The sequence below is a fragment of the Segatella oris genome, from assembly GCF_900637655.1.
Classification (GTDB): Bacteria; Bacteroidota; Bacteroidia; order Bacteroidales; family Bacteroidaceae; genus Prevotella; species Prevotella oris.
In genome coordinates, this window is record NZ_LR134384.1 from 3,024,268 (window position 1) to 3,039,650 (window position 15,383).

Genomic DNA, 15,383 nt, shown 5'->3' on the forward strand with positions numbered 1-15,383 from the left:
TATTTGCTTTCACGCCCATGAGCAATGCAGTCATTTAGGTATATATAACAACAAGAATGCTTTTTCGGACAGAACTATAGCCGTTTTCAATCATAAAAACAAGTGATTTATAAACGGGAAACAAAATTTTCAGACCTGATGTATCCTCGTTTTCCATATCTTATATTATCTTTGCCATAACACTTTGTCACAAAAAGATTAGGAGAAATGAAGAATTTCATTAAGGAATTGAAACGCAAGGACCACCCACATGTGCTGGGAGGATTGGATATTTTCAAGTATATTGGGCCGGGATTACTCGTCACCGTGGGCTTTATTGATCCGGGAAACTGGGCAAGTAACTTCGCCGCGGGCTCTGAATACGGCTATGCTTTGCTATGGGTTGTGACACTTTCCACCATTATGCTCATTGCCTTACAGCACAACGTGGCTCACTTAGGCATAGTAACGGGCCTCTGTCTGAGTGAGGCTGCGGTGAAATATGCACCCAAATGGGTGGGACGACCGATAGTAGTGAGTGCTATTTTAGCCAGCATCTCAACCTCATTGGCCGAGATATTAGGGGGCGCCATCGCATTGCAAATGCTCTTTGGTATCAGCATTCCGACAGGTGCAATACTGACAACGGCGGCCACACTCATCATGCTCTTCACTAACAGTTACAAGAAGATGGAACGCGCTATCATAGGCTTTGTGTCGATGATTGGCCTTTCGTTTATCTATGAACTCTTTCTTGTCGACATCCATTGGCCGCAGGCTTTGCAAGGCGCTTTTGTGCCTTCAGTGCCTCAAGGGTCGCTGTTGATCATCATGAGTGTGCTCGGTGCAGTGGTCATGCCACATAATCTGTTCTTGCATTCAGAGATTGTTCAGAGTCGGGAAATACATCTGAAAGGCGACGAACGCATTCAACACATGCTGAAATATGAATTTGTCGACACGTTGTTTTCCATGATTGTGGGCTGGGCCATTAATTCAGCAATGATATTGTTAGCGGCAACTACGTTCTTTGCTCACGGGCAACACGTTGACGAACTGGCCCAAGCGCAGGCCATGCTTCAGCCACTTTTAGGCAACAATGCAGCCAACATCTTTGCCATAGCCTTACTGTTGGCGGGCATTTCAAGCACAATCACAAGTGGAATGGCAGCCGGAAGCATCTTCTCGGGCCTTTTCGGTGAGTCGTATAATGCCAAAGATACTCATTCCATCTTAGGCATCGTGCTGTCGCTTGGTATAGCTCTGCTTTTGATTTTCTTTATTGGTGACCCTTTCAAAGGACTGATTATCTCACAGATGTTCTTATCAGTTCAATTGCCTTTCACGGTATTTCTGCAAGTAGGTCTCACTTCTTCACGCCGCGTCATGGGCAAGTATGCCAACAGTCTGCCTAATGCTATCTTCCTTTATTCATTGGCCGGCATCGTTACTCTGCTGAATATATGGTTGCTTATTGAGAGTATCATGTAAAGAACAACGTGTTGAAGGCCCATATTCTCCTGCATTCTACAGTATATCACCATGTGGTTGGGAGCACTTTCCCTTACAGTTTTGGGCGCCTCGTCGCAGGCGACATCTAAGAATATCAAAGAAAATATTAGAAGATACAAGGGTTGTTGGAGGGCAAATAAACTGATATTTTCAGATATTCTCCGATATTCTAAGATATACCGCGAAGCGGTTAGGAGCCTTCCTACTTGCAGTTTTGGCCGCCTCGTCGCAGGCGACATCCAAGAATATCGTAGAAAATCTTAGAAGATATAAAGGCTGTTCTGCACCCACATCCTAAGAAGCAGAATATATGTTAATTCCTTTCAACAAACTTTACAATTCCCTTGAATAGATTAAAGAATTCAGAATGAGAGTCTTCCTCATTCTAAATGTGCGCCATATTTTAACGAATTACAAAGCATTGACAGTCAAACAATTACAAGACTCAAAACAAATCGCAGGCTAATCTCACATAGGGAAATGCTACAATTTGCATCAAATCACCTTCTAATTTGCACCATTTCATCGTGTATTCTAATGCAAACAGCACGGTAATCTGCGTCAAGTTGCAACGCATGATGAATGGAATTATAATTCAAGATGATAAAAATGAGAGTATTGAAGCCATAAAATAGCCTCACACAAGTACAGAACACGAGGCGTCATTTCTATTTGGTGAGGCCATAAAGTGTTAAAAACAAGACATAAAGTTTACAAAAAAAAATAACACTACAGGACACAAACAGCATCTGTAGTGTTATTATCTTTACGATTGCTTTGCTATTCCTTTGCCGTTAACCGGCTGTCAGCAAGCTACGTTCTTCTCAGAAATAATAGGCCAAACCAACCTGCCAAGCATTGGCACGACCGTCTTTTGTCTTGCCGGCCAAAGTCTTCCAAGTTTTATCAGCGGCCTTACTGAAACTCATTTCACCCGTTGTTCCACAGGCAATATTATAGTTGGCGCTAATCTGAAGATGCTTAACGAGCATCAAACCAAAGCCAAGGTTGACACTGAAATTGGACGTTTTCAACTTCCAGTCGGCAATATCCTTGACGATTGTCTGGTCTTTACTGCCCACATTGAAACCGAACTGAGGGCCTGCAAAGAAGTAAATGCTCGCCGCATCACCAAGTCCAAAGCCGTAACGGGCATTGACAGGAACAACAATCTGCTGCTGTTTCAGGTTCTCATTTCCACCTTCTATCTTTGCTTCACGCTGGTCGTAGAGGGCTGAAACATCCATACCGAGGCCTATAACAGGCAGGGTAAACTTCACCGAAGGGCCGAAGAAAAAACCACACCGATTGTCTTCCTTGATCAGAGATTCATCGAAAGACATTCTGGTTACATTCAAACCGCCCTTCACACCAAAATTAATCTGGGCCTTTGACTCCGTTGCAAACAAAGTCACAAAAGCCAAAACGAATAACATCATTGATTTTTTCATACTCTCTAAATTTATATAAGTAAACGGTTCCTACTTTCAATGACGCTGCCTGCGCACCGTAACACGGGCCTGTCCTCCCGAAGAAGAACTGCTGCCTGAACTTGCACGGCGGTTGCTGCGAACGCTCGGTGTAGTGCTTTTCGATGCGCGACGATTGGCCGCACGCATCGTCTTAAGCTGTTTGCCACTGAGTCTGGAGATGCTGTCAAGCGAGTCCTTACGTGCTTGGTCGCCCCATATATTCTTTTCAAATGAAGCAATTTCCCTTTCAATCCGACGCTGTTCCTTGCTCAAAGCACTGTCGGTCTTGCAATATTGTGCCAAGGTCTGCCCTTGCATATTGGTCGTCTTGTAGATCTTTCCCTTATAGACATTCATCGTGAAGAAATCGTCAAGACTCATTACGGCAGCATTGTTCAGGTTGCTTGTTATGACCGTCTGCTTGGCAAGTGCTGATGCTATATCGTCATATTTCACCCAGAACAGGGGATATTTCGTTGTTCCTTCGCCGAAATCATCCTGTCGTTCCATGACGGGACAAAGGGCAAGAACCTTCGTATGGAAAGTTCCTGTGGCCTGGTCGAAATAGGAACTTTCTTTCAGATAATAGGCTTTTACCTCGGCTGAAGGAATGTCGCTGTTATCTATATGCACGCCACGATCGGTGCGTTCATAGAAGATATGATGGTCGTCAAGGAATGTCAATGGCTTCACTTTTGCATCATCCGTGAACTTCTCATTACCGTCAAGACGATACTGATAGACGTTGATACCGCCATGGTTTGGACCTGCCATCATGAGTTTGAACAACAACGTGAAGAGGTTCATGCGTCCGTCGGTGGGCTCAACAGGATAGTAGAGTCCGCCATTGGCATTATCGTTGAGATTGAGTTCGCGGTAAACATCGCGCCGCCACACTACATCCTCGTTCATCGCCTGCTGCGTGGGATACATGAGTTTAGCACGCATTGTCAGATTATTGGCGTTGCTTTTCTTCATCTTGGCAGCTGCCTCAGCCTTTCGGAGCGGTGATTGTGCCATACCATTCAAGGAAAAGGCGCCCACCAACAGCACTACATATAATCTTTTCATATTCATCATTATCTTACAATTACTTCCAAAGCACCCGTCAAAGTGCGGGTAATTCCATCAGGACCAATGGCCTTGACATGACTGATATAGAACCTCCGATTGCGTGAAAGGGTACGGAATGTTTCGCGTTGGCGGTCAGAGAAGTTTGCTCCGGCCGATGCCACGGGAACCGCATTGCCCATATTATCGAAGAAAACGGTTTCAAAACTCAACACACGGAAAGGAATATCAAGCAGTCCGTCGTCAATAGCTGCATTGATACCCGATGCTCCCATCAGTGCCGCCTTACTCATTCCACCACCCTTGAAACGGTTAGTGCCGAGAGCGATATAGGCTGTCGGGTCGGGCAACTTACGCACGTGGAACACAAACGGAGGCAGAGTTCTCACCTGTCCCTTGTCGCGTGCGGTGACATGAATGGTCACATCCTTGCCCACAGCAGCAGGAACAGCAACGAAATGTCCATTGCCTTTAGCAGTCATTGAACCTCCGCTCATCGACACCGAGACTGCATTGGCAGGCACACCCGGCACACTGACGCTCATCGGGTTAGGATAACCGGCATACAACACGTTCATCATGTCGGCTGCAACCGTGGCACTATTCGGTGCAGGAATAACGCTATACTTCTGCAAGAAGTTGCGACGAATGATGTCGCCCTTGCGATTTTGCATCAGAATATAACCGCTTATGCTATGCTCACCGACCCCCGATGCCGTGAAACCATACTGCCCATTACGCGCCATGACACGCTGTCCGTTGACGAAAATCTGTGGTTGCAGCGTTGTATCTACGGCAGCCATGACGATGTTTGCATTGAAACGCTCGCCTGGATAGAGTACCGTTTTCTCAGGTATCACGTAGGCACTGAGCTTATTCACACGGATATCTTTCACGTCAATATTGGAAACTAACGTGTGAAGCACCTCACCTTCGGCATAGCGTACATCGCTCTGAAGCTTTGAAAGCAATGTAACGGCAGCAGCTACCGGCATGTTCTCAAACATATACTCCTGCCAGTTCTTGCCTTGAAGACGGGCTTTACGTGGCACAGAAGTCGAGAGATTATCGGCTATGATACGCTTCTGATGAGGATCATCAACCATTTTCAGTATGCGCTCACGATAGTTGTTGACACGCAGAAAGAGGCTTTTCCCCTGCCCTGTCAACGGTGCAAGCATCACTTCACTGGCTGCATCGAGGTTATCTTTGTTCTCTATATTATAGACATCTCCATTCTTTCCATCGGCTTTTTTGACGATAGCCACCTTGAGTTGTTGGGCAAAATCATAGAGCGAATCACTCATCAGCTTCACCGAAGTGGCCTTTTCAAACCATGCTTTCACTTTCTCCGGGTTCTGCTTCATCTGCATTTCGAAGTCCCGATAAAGTGCAACGTTCTCTTGGGTAGCGTTACCCGTGGTACGATTCAGACTGTCCTCCACAATTGAAAAGCCGTCCAACACCTCGGTTGAGATGTTGAGTGCAAGCATGGCCAACAAGACAATATACATCAAGTTGATCATCTTCTGGCGCGGAGATATCAGTCTTTTCTTAATAGCCATTATGGTTGTGGAGTTTGATTTGGTGCTGCTGCACGCATGTTGGTAGTCATTGCTTCTATCATGCGGGCATAGATAGCGTTGAGTTGTTCGATATGTCGGGCCAGCAGACGACTCTGCTCGTTGATTTGGTCGATAGTCCCAATCTGCTGACTGGCACTCTTCAGCTGCATTTCATACACCTTAGTGATGCCTGTCAGCGTGCGGTTGAGGTTTTCCATTTCCTCACTATCGCGCGTAAGACGTGTGCTCTGTTCGCCTACCTTTCCTAAAACTTCTGTGAGTTTCTTCAGTTCATCCACATAGTTCTGCTGTGCTTCGGCCATTTCCGGGTCGGCCGTCGGCAGGCTTACCTGGGCAACCTGGGCCGTGGCTGCAACGGTTTCAGCTGCTGTAACGACAGGAGCCGGGGCAGGTTTTGCCTGTACAGACGCTGTAACAACAGGCGCTGCAGGGGATATATCCTCATCTTTGCGGGCAAGATATTCCTCAGTTACATGCGTAGGAAGTTCCATTCCGTCGGTCGTTTTGTCAAAAGGACGGTCGAAAGCCGACAGGAAGAACACAACAACCTCTGTGCCCATACCAAGAATTAACCAGAAGTCGGCCCCCTCAACATGCACTAACTTGAACAAAGCGCCAAGCACAACGATGGCTGCTCCCCAGCTATATGCATAGTTAAGGAACGTTTGACCAGGCACGCTATCCATCCACTTCTGCAGACGATAGACGATATTCAGTTTACTGTATCTTGTCATTTTTTCTTGCTTTTGTTACTGCTTGTCGTATTGGCGAGGCTGCGAACACAGCGGAAGCCAATGTATGAACGTGGATGATTCTGATATTCCCAAGAGCGCCATGCCGAGCGAATGAGACTTTCGGGGTCTTTCCATGAGCCACCGCGCACACTCTTTTTCTTCAGTGCATAGGGGTCTTCTTTGGCGGCATTATAGGAAAGTTGCGGGTTAAGGTCGTTCATTGCATCTACGCCCGACTCTGTATAAGCCGTGCTTGTCCACTCAGCTACGTTGCCGGCCATGTCGAAAAGCCCGTTGGAATTGGCACCATAGATGCCCACCTTGTTTGTAATGAGGTTGCCGTCTTCGGTGTAATTACCGCGATCGGGCTTGAAGTTAGCATAGAAACAGCCATTACCATTCTTCATATCCTTGTTTTCCCAGGGGAATTCATTACCGTTCTTGCCACGTGCAGCATATTCCCATTCGGCCTCAGTGGGCAGCCGATAACGCTGCACATAGCGTGCTTCAGCACCCAATCCCTTCAGCAAATACTCGGTACGCCATGCACAAAAGGCATTCGCCTGCTCCCAAGTGACCCCCACAACAGGGTAATCATTATAGGCAGGATTACTGAAATAGTTGCGCAGATACATCTCGTTGTCGGAGTTCTTGAAGTCGTTCACCCAACAGGTTGTATCGGGATAGACGTTCACAATATACGTATTGAGGAAGTCCCAAGGGCCTGTTCGCCGGCGATCAATCGTCTGACGGACAATCCGTCCCTCGTCATCAACAAAGGCGGTATCCTTTGAAATCATCACAGGTTCATCGTCATCCATGATAATATCCGTGTTGAACGAACGTTCAGCAGGGTTCATGCGATTGCGTCGAAGAGCTGCAGCCGTGTAGTCATAAATCTCATAACGATAGTTCATCTGGCGCCAATCAAGAAGTTTTTCTCCTGTAACAGGATTGGTTACATAAAGACTTTCAATGGCACGCTGCTCATCTTCGTTCGGTTTACGCGGCAAAGGCTTCTTCCAGTTGATGCGAGGCGTAATGGCATCTCCATTCTTGTCTTCGGTAATCATATAGCTTTCGTCGCCTGCATAGGCTGGATCAGCCAGACGTGTGCGCAGAATACTGTCGCGCACCCACATCACAAACTGCTTGTATTTGGAGTTCGTGACCTCGGTTTCATCCATCCAGAAGCCGTCAACCGAAATGTCTTTCACAGGCATTTTCTTGCCCCAAAGCGAGTCTTGCTTGTCAAGTCCCATGTGCAGGAAACCGCGATCAACTCTCACCATGCCGTAAGGAGCAGGCTCTGAAAAGGCTTTTCCACCACCAACCCCAACGACTTCTCCGCCTCGGCCAGCCATTGACATGGTCTTACCACTGAAGCAAGCCGACATCGTGAAGCTTGCCAACAGCGTGCAAATCCCTATTGTTATTTTGTATTTCATTGTCAGTTGTTATAAAATGCGAACACTTTGATGTTTGTTTCTGCCCTTTTTGGCAAGGTTGACATCCATCTGATAGCCCACGAAAAGCTCATGACTTCCGTTGCCAAAGCTAAGTCCGGAGGTGTAGGCTTCATAGCTGTAGCCCAACACTATGCCATGAAAGGTACCGCCAATGAGGGCAGTAACGGAATTTGTGGGACTATAACTGATGCCGCCATAGAGCATTTTTCCTTCGTGCGTATAGACCAAACGACCAGTTACATCGGCGCGATAGGCCTTGCCGTCTGTGCGCAACAGCACTGAAGGCTTTATTTTCAAGAACGGATTTCTCAGCTTAATATTGTATCCACCGGTCAAATAATAAGTAGGATCAATCTTGAGTTCTTTGACATCACCCATGCGAATTGTCGGCCCATTCAAATGCTGAACCGACGCGCCTACATACCACACACCGCGCATGTAATAGAGTCCGGCACTAAGATCCAACCCATTTCCATTGATATCTGTAGTGGCAAAGGCAGGGTCACCAGCGGTCCCTGGATCAACTTTCGAACCGTCGAAACCTTCATTGAGCAATGCCAATTGCAGGCCTGCACGCAGCTTTCCACCCACCAACTTCAGCTGATGGGCATATTGCAACGCTAATTTCTGATGGGTGAAAAGGCCGATTTTCTCGTTCAAGAACTGCAAACCAACCCCATGATAGCTTCTCATCAGATAGAAAGGCATGTCGGCAGCGGCATACATCGTGCGCGGATTATGCTCAAAACCGGTAAAATTGAGCGCATAGGCAAGGTTGACATTGAGTCTGCTCTCCTTGCCGGCAGCAGCCGGATTGAACGAGGTCTCCATGTCAAAATAATGACTGAAAGCTGCATCATACTGTGCTTTGGCCGACATTGCGACCTGCATCAGCACCATTACCATTATGATTTTAATCTGTTTCTGCACGCTTATATAACGTCTGAACATATGGAATATTGCACAAGATACGGTACCTCAGTCTCTGCTATAGTCTCCATTGATTTTCAACATGCTGCATAAAATGCCATTACACTTGTCTATACGCCCGAAATCACAAAATCTCATCTACGTTCGTTTTGAGCAGAAAGTCCATTAACCCCATAATCAGTACGCCGTGTTCATCGTGATAGGAAGCAATATCCTCACGCACAATGATTACTTTCTTGAACGCATCATGAATACGTTTCAATGAAGCTAATTCCTGTTCTCGCTTTTCGTCATCCGCTAAAGAAAATGCCGACTGGATGTAATATCGCCGATCTCCTTTGTCAGCCACAAAATCAACTTCAAGCTGTCTGCGTTCCGTTGCCGTCCGAACATCAATCACACCGACATCAACGCCATATCCACGGCTGCGGAGTTCATTGTAAATAACATTCTCCATGATATGCGTTTCCTCTGTCTGTCGAAAGTTCAGCAGTGCATTGCGCAGGCCAATATCCTGAAAATAGTATTTAGATAACGTGCCAATATACCTGCGCCCCTTAACATCATACCTTGTGGAACGCTCTATAATAAACGCATCTTCCATATAAGAGAGATACTTGGAAATAGTCTGCGGAGCAAGCGTTTCTTTCTTTACGGTCTTGAATGTGTTGGCAATTTTGTTCGGATTGCATGGTGAGCCAATGCCCGAAGCCATGACGCACATCAGTTCTGAGAACTCTTCTACATTCACAATCCTGTTGCGCTCAACAATATCTCTCAGATAAAGAGTTTTATTCAGCGACGTGAGATATTCTGCCCGCTTTGCATTGTTCTCTAATGTCGCCAAGTAAGGAAGCCCACCATAGACGCAGTATCGTTTCCACAAAGCAGACGTGTCGCCTCCTTCAGCAGCATACAGTTCGGCAAATGAAAGCGGATATACATGGATTTCTATGCCCCGACCACGGAATTCTGTAGCTACATCCTTAGATAGGAAGTGAGAATTACTTCCTGTTACATAAACATCTACATTCGGAATATGCATGAAACTATTGAGCACTTCGACGAAACGGCCAAGCAACTGAACCTCGTCAATAATCAAGTAATATTGTTCCCCGCTTCGGATGCGCTCTTTTACATACGTCATCATCCTGAAAGGATCACGTAGAGATTCGTTGCTGATATCATCCAGAGCAATCTCTATAATATGCGATTCGTCTGTACCTGTCTGCAACAAATGCTGGTGAAAGAGTGTAAACAGCAAGAAAGATTTGCCACAACGCCTTATTCCCGTGACTATCTTTATGAGGTCAGTATGCTTCCAACCAATCAATGCATTAAGGTACCTGTCTCGCTTTATCAACATGTCATTTCACAAAAGTGTCATTAATGACGTTTTTATAAAGTACAAAGATAAAGGTTATTCATGATACTTCAAAATTTCATTTCATAAAAATGTCATTCATGCTATATTTATGAAATGAGCAGAAATGCGTCAGCCACCAAAAGATGAAGATAAAAAAACTTCCCTTGCTACATGGAATGCGCTACAACACATGTAACAAGGGAAACCGCCTATCAAAGCAACATGCCTCCAACGACTATAGGAGAGACAGTACAGAAAAACTTCAGATGTCCGTCTTTCTCTCTTTTCTGATTTGAAAGAATGTTGTTTGTTGTATATGCGAAACGAGGAGAATAGAGGGAATAGGAAAGCTACTTATTTAATATTCATCGTCATTCCACAGGAAATCATCCTTTGAAGGATAATCCGGCCATATATCCTCGATGCTTTCATAAACATCGCCTTCGTCTTCTATCTCCTGCAAATTTTCAAGCACTTCAAGTGGCGCACCTGAACGAACAGCATAATCTATCAGTTCGTCTTTTGTTGCAGGCCAAGGTGCATCTTCCAATTTTGAAGCTAATTCAAGTGTCCAATACATCGTCTTATCTTTTTAGTTTATTCACAATTTTGCGTGCAAAAATAGCAAAATAAATCTTATTCACAAGAAAAGATGAAAGTTTTTTCAATTCAATCGTCAATAAAGATTAAAACAAGGTATGTTCAGAATACTGTCACTCTCCGTTTTTAAGCTATGTGAGTCTTATTTTCATGAGCAGTGCGGACATAAGCAAACGGTCATGGTATCAATGCAAATAAAACTCGCCTTCCAAACACTTGCAAAGTACTGATAAACAAATGGTTACCTAACAAAAGGCAAACGAAGTGGTAAGTCCATATTGAAACAGTTTGTAATTTGCGTCAAATCACCATGCAATCTGCGTCAAATCATCGTGTGTTTTGACGCAGATTACCGCCTATTTTGTGTCAAGTTACAGCGCAAACTGCATGGAGTTACACGACAGGAGTGCAAAAATCTCAGAAAATATCAGGTGCGGGCAGCAATAAACAATATGGATATTTGTAGGCGTCCTCCAATATTCAGAGATATAGAGAAAAGCAGATAGGAGACTTTCCCCTTGAAGTTTAGGCCTCCTTGTCGCAGGTGACATCCGAGAATATCGCAGAAAATCTTAGAAGATATAAAGGTCGTTAGCATACAAACGAATTCATTTTATTCGATATTCTCAAATTTTCTGAGATATACCGCGAAGCGGTTAGGAGCTTTCCTACTTGCAGTGTAGGCCTCCTCGTCACAGGTGACATCTGAGAATATCACAGAAAATCTTAGAAGATATAAAGGTTATCAGCTTACAAACAAATTCATTTTATTCGATATTCTCAAATTTTCTGAGATATACCGCGAAGCGGTTAGGAGTCTTCCTACTTGCAGTGTAGGATGCCTCGTCGCAAGCGACATCCAAGAATATCGCAGAAAATCTTAGAAGATATAAAAGGCTGTTAGTATACAAACGAATTCATTTTATTCGATATTCTCAAATTTTCTGAGATATACCGCGAAGCGGTTAGGAGTCTTCCTACTTGCAATGTAGGCCTCCTCGTCGCAAGCGACATCCGAGAATATCGTAGAAAATCTTAGAAGATATAAAAGCTGTTGGTATACAAACGAATTCATTTCGTGTCTTAAGAAAACGCTGCAAGTTCGTTCTCCCCTCCTTGGGAGGGGCTGGGGGAGGTTTCCATTTGTTTCCTAAAAAGATGCTCTAAACTCGTGCTCCCCTCCTTGGGAGGGGTCGGGGGAGGTCCCCTTTTTCCCCAATACCGCAACCAGGTTAGAGTCCCCACCCTATTTAACACGCCATTGGCCAACGTCAAACAGCCTTTCAGAACGCACGACCGTGGCAAGAAAACATAACGAGCAAAGGCTTAATCAGAAATTAACGATATAATGATGCTTGAACTTAGAAGTGTCGAAAAGTACAATACCACAAGAATAGAGGTCATAAGTGGTGACTGCTTCCACACGCTCTACCACCTGCTTCCAAAAAGCCTTTGTGTCTCTATTGTCGTAGATTCCCTCTAAAATCAGAATAGAATCGGCTGTTGCCACAGCAGAAAGAGCTTCATAGACTGCCTTATAATCACCTTTCATAGAGAGGCGGGCGATGCGGAAATGTTGCGGAATGGCAGTGGCATCAATAGACTTGAAAACCGTAGACTGGCAGCCCGCGCACACGTAGTCGGCATAAGCTTCGGTTGCAGGCAGATAGTCATACCAGCACGTTGCCTGTGCAAAATTGGCCAAACGAAAATACAAACGTCCTTTCTTCTTTGTGGCGTGACTCTCCGCCTTATGCTTTTCACACAGTGGTGCATAGGCATAATAGGGATAATGCTCATTCAACACATAGCGGATGAAGCTATATGCCGACGGAGACTGGACCCCAAAACCGCGCGAATACCCCATGCGGTGCAACCAGTTCCAAATGCGTCTGATATGATATCTTATCATGAATTCTGTTTCCCTCTGCGTTACCTTCCTGTACAGGACATCGCAATTCACGCTGCAATATTCGCAATTTTTCCTGATATATGCAAGAAAACAAGGCAGGAAAATCCGTTATCAAAACCTGTATTTCTGTCTTTTCTAACACTAATCCTATTCTTATTTTCTTCATTTTTCCTTTCAAAAAATTAGCATTTCTCCTTTGAAATTCTTATCTTTGTTCATAAAACCAATAATGAACACTTATGAAAAAGCTATTCGTTCTCTTGCTCCTCTGCTATTACAATGCAACAAGTCTGCATGCGCAACAATGTCTATCACTGCCCGATGTTGATGCCATCAGTTTTAATGGTGCAGGCTATAACATTGATGTCTACACCAAGATTGGCCCCGACCAGTATAGCCGAAAAAGCTTAGGATTAAAAAGCAAAGAGACAATATTGGATAAATCGTCGAACATGAACCCGATAAAATGGAACCTAAATTCACATGAAGACACCCTGAACAGAAAAGATATTGATGATTCTAAAGAAAAATTTATTGAGGCTAAAGACCTGCATACAGCAGATTTCAACTCATATATTGGCAAGGCTTTCACCGTCAACGACAACGGAAAATGGAAGCGGGAAGGTAGGAAGTCTACGTATGTGCTGATGTTCTTAAGACCAGAGCTTGCCATCATGCAGCAGCTTGTTTATGAAGATGGAAAGCATGTATATAACTACTCCACCTTGTCAAGCGACATTCCCGACTCTGTTGTAACCTGGCGCTCCACGAATACGAAACAGCTCATACCATTAGTTTTGGAAATCAAAGGAGGCAAGAGGATATTCCTGCTCTACGACCGTTACATTCCATATATGATATTTCCTAATCCGGAAGGTGGGATAATATATAGTTCCCTTGACCGACTTAACCCCGTAGAGATAGAAGATGCAGGAGAAAAATATAACGGTTCCAAGCCGTATGACTTTCAGTATTTCAACATAAAAAGGCACTATGGTGTCCAACAGACCGAGACTGGGAAATACATACTATTGGATCAGTTAGGCCAGAATGTGCTGAAAGAAGAGTATGACTCTATCAAATACGACAGCCGCTTTATCATTGCACAGCGAGGAAACGAGTTTGATGTTTTCAATCTCTACCTTGACAAACTAAATATAGGAAAGCCAAAGGTGGTAAAAGAAGTTGCAGACACTCAGGTTGGATGCATCGAAGTGTTGAACGAAAAGGGAGCCGTCTACTATGATGAAATGGGACAAGAGATTGGAAGTCCAGACAAGAGGTGGATTGGACTATGCGGAACGGTGCCTCACTGGGAACATACCATCCTCAAAAAGAAAGGCTGCTATCAACTGCAAATTTACACCAACGGCCCCGGAACGCCAATAGATGAGGATGAACGCTATTGGCTTTCTGACCTTTTACCAACAGATTCTGTGGCATTCCTTGATGGCCAGAAATCATACCACCGCACTGGAAACAGCTGGATTATCGGTGAGATTGACATGCACCCAGAATGGATAAGAGTAGGCAGAAACGGGAAATTCGGCATCGTGGCCTATGAATATAAGCAGCCGAAGAATGTGAAACCGAAGTTAATAACCAAACGTGTATATGATTGGGATGAGAAAACAGAGATTTACCCAACCGTTAAAGTCACGGGAAAAATAATCTTTCCAATAGACAACGACTCTATCATCATGCAGTCCGATGGTCTGATTTATTTCTACAAAGATAATAAAGTAGGGATCTTCCCCCGTGACAAAGCCCCCGTCTATGACGAGATAAAACAAACCACCCGTTCTTTTTATCACATCACCAAAAATGGCATTCCCGGTTGGCTTGACATCAAGACTGATAAGGAATATTGGGAATAAACCGGCTGGCGTAATAGATGTTTGGCAGGTAAATAACCTCCCGAATGTCTATTACGCCTAAAATCCGATGCGGTTCAATAATAACATCGTTCGCGTAATCACTACTTGAACCAATCTGCGGTTTCAATTCTAATAAGGTTCAATTATAACTACTTGCCAGCGTGTCATGCCGGGATACATCTTCATTTCAATTCCAATAAGATTCAATTATAACCTATGCGTAATTCCTTCCCTTTCATCTCATTTGTGTTTCAATTCCAATAAGGTTCAATTATAACTTTTTATTGTTGTTAGTATACGTTCAATCTCATCACATTTCAATTCCAATAAGGTTCAATTATAACTTATAGGACGCTTCGCAAGCTCGCTAATTCGCTCAAATTTCAATTCCAATAAGGTTCAATTATAACTGATGGCATATCCGATAACCAACAGTACAAAGAAATTTCAATTCCAATAAGGTTCAATTATAACAAGGTTATGTTGAGCGTGAAGCGAATAATGACCCATTTCAATTCCAATAAGGTTCAATTATAACAGTATAATTGTCATCCCTTGCATTATATGTGCATGTATTTCAATTCCAATAAGGTTCAATTATAACAGTATTTTGCGTCTTATTTTGTGCCTTACAGTTATTTGATTTCAATTCCAATAAGGTTCAATTATAACATGCTGACGGTCATACTTATGATAATGCCGAATTTGGATTTCAATTCCAATAAGGTTCAATTATAACCTTAAGTGTCTCCTTATTGATAAGGGCTGCTTTTTTCGATTTCAATTCCAATAAGGTTCAATTATAACTGTTTCTCCTTTATTCACAACCGCACAGGCAATGCATTTCAATTCCAATAAGGTTCAATTATAACAGA

General features: G+C 44.1%; 11 protein-coding genes and 1 CRISPR repeat array (1 of these 12 running past the window's edge). Of the genes, 2 read left to right on the forward strand and 9 right to left on the reverse strand.

Going from position 1 to position 15,383, the window contains the following annotated elements:
• The first annotated feature begins 207 nt into the window (after window positions 1-207).
• On the forward strand, window positions 208-1,470 hold the full coding sequence (locus EL210_RS12755; protein WP_004373536.1) for an Nramp family divalent metal transporter: 1,263 nt from the start codon (window positions 208-210) through the stop codon (window positions 1,468-1,470).
• An 845-nt stretch (window positions 1,471-2,315) separates the two neighbouring features.
• Here EL210_RS12755 and EL210_RS12760 read toward each other — a convergent pair.
• The 9 genes from EL210_RS12760 to EL210_RS12800 form a co-directional block, all read right to left on the reverse strand.
• Window positions 2,316-2,942: a porin family protein gene (locus EL210_RS12760; protein ID WP_025879805.1), complete on the reverse strand. Its 627-nt coding sequence runs from the start codon at window positions 2,940-2,942 to the stop codon at window positions 2,316-2,318.
• Between the two features lie 36 nt (window positions 2,943-2,978).
• Window positions 2,979-4,043, reverse strand: coding sequence for a type IX secretion system ring subunit PorN/GldN (porN, locus tag EL210_RS12765; RefSeq protein WP_018920541.1), 1,065 nt, complete (start codon window positions 4,041-4,043; stop codon window positions 2,979-2,981).
• Complete coding sequence (gene porM / locus EL210_RS12770) at window positions 4,043-5,599, reverse strand: type IX secretion system motor protein PorM/GldM (protein ID WP_018920540.1); 1,557 nt, start codon at window positions 5,597-5,599, stop codon at window positions 4,043-4,045. Before porM ends, porN begins: the two co-directional genes overlap by 1 nt.
• The gene (gene porL / locus EL210_RS12775) at window positions 5,599-6,354 is read right to left on the reverse strand and encodes a type IX secretion system motor protein PorL/GldL (RefSeq protein ID WP_018920539.1); all 756 of its coding nucleotides are present in this window, start codon (window positions 6,352-6,354) and stop codon (window positions 5,599-5,601) included. The genes porM and porL overlap by 1 nt, the downstream gene beginning before the upstream one ends.
• Window positions 6,351-7,802: a T9SS ring complex lipoprotein PorK/GldK gene (gene porK / locus EL210_RS12780; RefSeq protein ID WP_025879806.1), complete on the reverse strand. Its 1,452-nt coding sequence runs from the start codon at window positions 7,800-7,802 to the stop codon at window positions 6,351-6,353. The genes porL and porK overlap by 4 nt, the downstream gene beginning before the upstream one ends.
• A 9-nt stretch (window positions 7,803-7,811) precedes the next feature.
• Window positions 7,812-8,774, reverse strand: a complete 963-nt coding sequence (locus EL210_RS12785; RefSeq protein ID WP_018920537.1) for a PorP/SprF family type IX secretion system membrane protein — start codon at window positions 8,772-8,774, stop codon at window positions 7,812-7,814.
• Between the two features lie 103 nt (window positions 8,775-8,877).
• A complete protein-coding gene (locus tag EL210_RS12790; protein WP_018920536.1) occupies window positions 8,878-10,119 on the reverse strand; it encodes an ATP-binding protein in 1,242 nt (413 codons plus the stop codon).
• Window positions 10,120-10,477: 358 nt separating this feature from the next.
• Window positions 10,478-10,699, reverse strand: coding sequence for a DUF2795 domain-containing protein (locus EL210_RS12795; RefSeq protein WP_004373526.1), 222 nt, complete (start codon window positions 10,697-10,699; stop codon window positions 10,478-10,480).
• Window positions 10,700-12,049: 1,350 nt separating this feature from the next.
• Entirely contained in the window at window positions 12,050-12,631 is a 582-nt protein-coding gene (locus EL210_RS12800; RefSeq protein WP_025879808.1) for a hypothetical protein, read from the reverse strand.
• A gap of 239 nt (window positions 12,632-12,870) precedes the next feature.
• Between EL210_RS12800 and EL210_RS12805 the strand changes: the two genes are divergently transcribed.
• A complete protein-coding gene (locus tag EL210_RS12805) occupies window positions 12,871-14,508 on the forward strand; it encodes a hypothetical protein (RefSeq protein WP_018920534.1) in 1,638 nt (545 codons plus the stop codon).
• A 120-nt stretch (window positions 14,509-14,628) separates the two neighbouring features.
• Window positions 14,629-15,383: direct repeats of the CRISPR family, unit length 30 nt; unit sequence ATTTCAATTCCAATAAGGTTCAATTATAAC (it continues 1,439 nt past the right edge of the window).

Bases quoted from the DNA above. Each gene is read 5' to 3' on its own strand.
- porN (WP_018920541.1), bottom strand. From the start codon at position 4,043: ATGATGAATATGAAAAGATTATATGTAGTGCTGTTGGTGGGCGCCTTT.
- EL210_RS12760 (WP_025879805.1), bottom strand. From the start codon at position 2,942: ATGAAAAAATCAATGATGTTATTCGTTTTGGCTTTTGTGACTTTGTTT.
- EL210_RS12800 (WP_025879808.1), bottom strand. From the start codon at position 12,631: ATGATAAGATATCATATCAGACGCATTTGGAACTGGTTGCACCGCATG.
- EL210_RS12785 (WP_018920537.1), bottom strand. From the start codon at position 8,774: ATGTTCAGACGTTATATAAGCGTGCAGAAACAGATTAAAATCATAATG.
- EL210_RS12755 (WP_004373536.1), top strand. From the start codon at position 208: ATGAAGAATTTCATTAAGGAATTGAAACGCAAGGACCACCCACATGTG.
- porK (WP_025879806.1), bottom strand. From the start codon at position 7,802: ATGAAATACAAAATAACAATAGGGATTTGCACGCTGTTGGCAAGCTTC.
- EL210_RS12790 (WP_018920536.1), bottom strand. From the start codon at position 10,119: ATGTTGATAAAGCGAGACAGGTACCTTAATGCATTGATTGGTTGGAAG.
- porM (WP_018920540.1), bottom strand. From the start codon at position 5,599: ATGGCTATTAAGAAAAGACTGATATCTCCGCGCCAGAAGATGATCAAC.
- EL210_RS12795 (WP_004373526.1), bottom strand. From the start codon at position 10,699: ATGTATTGGACACTTGAATTAGCTTCAAAATTGGAAGATGCACCTTGG.
- porL (WP_018920539.1), bottom strand. From the start codon at position 6,354: ATGACAAGATACAGTAAACTGAATATCGTCTATCGTCTGCAGAAGTGG.
- EL210_RS12805 (WP_018920534.1), top strand. From the start codon at position 12,871: ATGAAAAAGCTATTCGTTCTCTTGCTCCTCTGCTATTACAATGCAACA.